A 2051-nucleotide genomic window follows, 5' to 3' on the forward strand; every position below is an offset into this window, starting at 1 on the left:
GTTTGGGTTTTGGTATTTTTCATTTCACCCGATGATCCACAACTTGCTAAAAAAGTTGCAAATATTAAAATAACTATATGTTTCATAATTGTTATTTATGCTTAATTTTTGAATTCTGATTAATTTATTTTAAAAGTGAAAGCCTTGTAATTTTACCGTTAAAGTGTTGGAACCATTTGACTACTTTCTACGCCATTGGTAATGGCAAATTTGATGCCAACTATAGGTAATCACTCATTTTGCAATCCTGTTACATAGGTCCTTTATTATCCATCTATAAACTCGATATGATGATTAAATGATTTTCAGGACTACAATATTTCAACTTACATCAAAATTAAGATTACTTTTTCTATTAAACATATAGGTTCACAATGCATTAACACTTTCCTGGATAGTTGTTATTATTTACTATAGAGGGGTGAGGTGTTAAAGTGTATATACACTTAGAGAATAAAAGCACCTTTATGTAAGGTGTTTTGCAATTATAGATGCCGGAATGACTGATTTAATAAGGCCAGCGTTATATCAAGCCTCTCATAAAATAGAGAACCTTACATCTATTTTTATTGAAAATGAGCGTTATGATGTTGTTGGGCCAATTTGCGAAACTTCTGATTGTTTTGGTAAAGATTTAGTTTTACCTAAAACCGTGAGAGGTGATCTTATTACTATAAAATCTTGTGGAGCTTATGGTGAAGTTATGGCATCTCAATATAATTTGAGGGTACTTCCTAGTTCAATTTATTGGGGTTAGTGGCTCTATATTATTTTATAGTTTTAGTTAGTGTTTTTATAATTAGTAGGGAGCAGGTTTTTGGAAGTATTATAAATAGGTTCATGCTTTAACTGTCTAGATGTAATTATGTTTGTGGGCAAATCATTGTTTTATTTAAACGAAAAAACCACGCAATCAGTACGATTTGCGTGGTTTTGCTTAGAATTGGTATTCTAAAAAGTGACCTCGACAGGATTTAGACCCAATCGGCAAACGCTTGATATTGTTGAGGTTTACAGATTTGCTTTTACAAATGGTAACCGAATAGCAGACACTTTGAATGAACGTGTTTGGTTTTAAATGACTTTCAAACCTTTCTACTAAAATACAAAAAACAAGGATTCAAACCTATATAAATTTGATGAAATACTATTAATAGTCTCTAAAATTTTAGATTTATCTGTTTTGCTTTTTTAGCGATTAATTCTTTGAATTCTTCTTTTTTATCATTGCTTAAGAAACTGTTATTAATTAGTTGCTCCCATTCTGTCATTCCGGTTTCTATACGCTTCCAGATATTTTGGATGGCCTTTTTAGGAATACCACTTCCTTCTATGGCTCCATCAAAATCTGAACGACTTATACGATTCTTTTTTCCATTGATATTGAGTGCTAGTTCTTCGGGATCATCAACAAGTAGTTGTGCCGCTATCATATCATATACAGGTGTTAAACTATAGTTCCCTGGTGCCTCGGCAATCAAAGAGAAGTTTTTTAAATGCATATCATTGTTCCCTATTAGAAACGAAACTATTACCTGTTCATAAAAGCGTATAATATCAATTAAGGGATTATAACCGTAGGTCTTTATGCCCTTGGCAATTTGCTCATAAGATCCTCTATATTTATGTTCTGTCAATCGTTCTGTAAATTGACAAGCGTCTTCCATAGCCAGCTTACTGCCATCTGCTTTGCGATCTATTCGTCGTGTTAGGTAAGCGAGTTCGCCATCTTTCAGAGGGATTAATAAAAAAGGCACGGTATCTACACCGCAGGCTTTGGCAAGATGCATGGATAAAGCTTCTATTTGTGGCATTTCAGGATGCAGGGCAAATGGAGGCTTTAAAATAAACCGTCCATTTAAAGCACCAACAATGGTTAGGCGCTTATCATTAATCGCTTCATTATTATAGCCTAAAGATAGCTTTGGCTGTACACCAGTAACGATTAACCGTTGTGCTACGTTTTCCTTGGCCAGCTTGTCTATTTCCGACATGCCGTATTCCAATTGCAAAACCGGCTCGTTGTCTTGCCAAAATTCTTTAAGGCAAGC

Annotated in this window: 2 protein-coding genes; one reads left to right on the forward strand and one right to left on the reverse strand. The window is 34.1% G+C overall.

Features of this window, described 5'->3' with window-relative positions; translation table 11 throughout:
- Positions 1-484 precede the first annotated feature (484 nt).
- A complete protein-coding gene (locus VKY47_RS13015) occupies positions 485-757 on the forward strand; it encodes a type III PLP-dependent enzyme domain-containing protein (protein ID WP_324313247.1) in 273 nt (90 codons plus the stop codon).
- A gap of 403 nt (positions 758-1160) precedes the next feature.
- Here the strand turns inward: VKY47_RS13015 and VKY47_RS13020 are convergent.
- The coding region (locus VKY47_RS13020; RefSeq protein WP_324313246.1) for a HipA domain-containing protein at positions 1161-2051 on the reverse strand (891 nt) is incomplete at its 5' end.

This window comes from Xanthomarina sp. (genome assembly GCF_035306705.1).
Taxonomy (GTDB): Bacteria; Bacteroidota; Bacteroidia; order Flavobacteriales; family Flavobacteriaceae; genus Xanthomarina.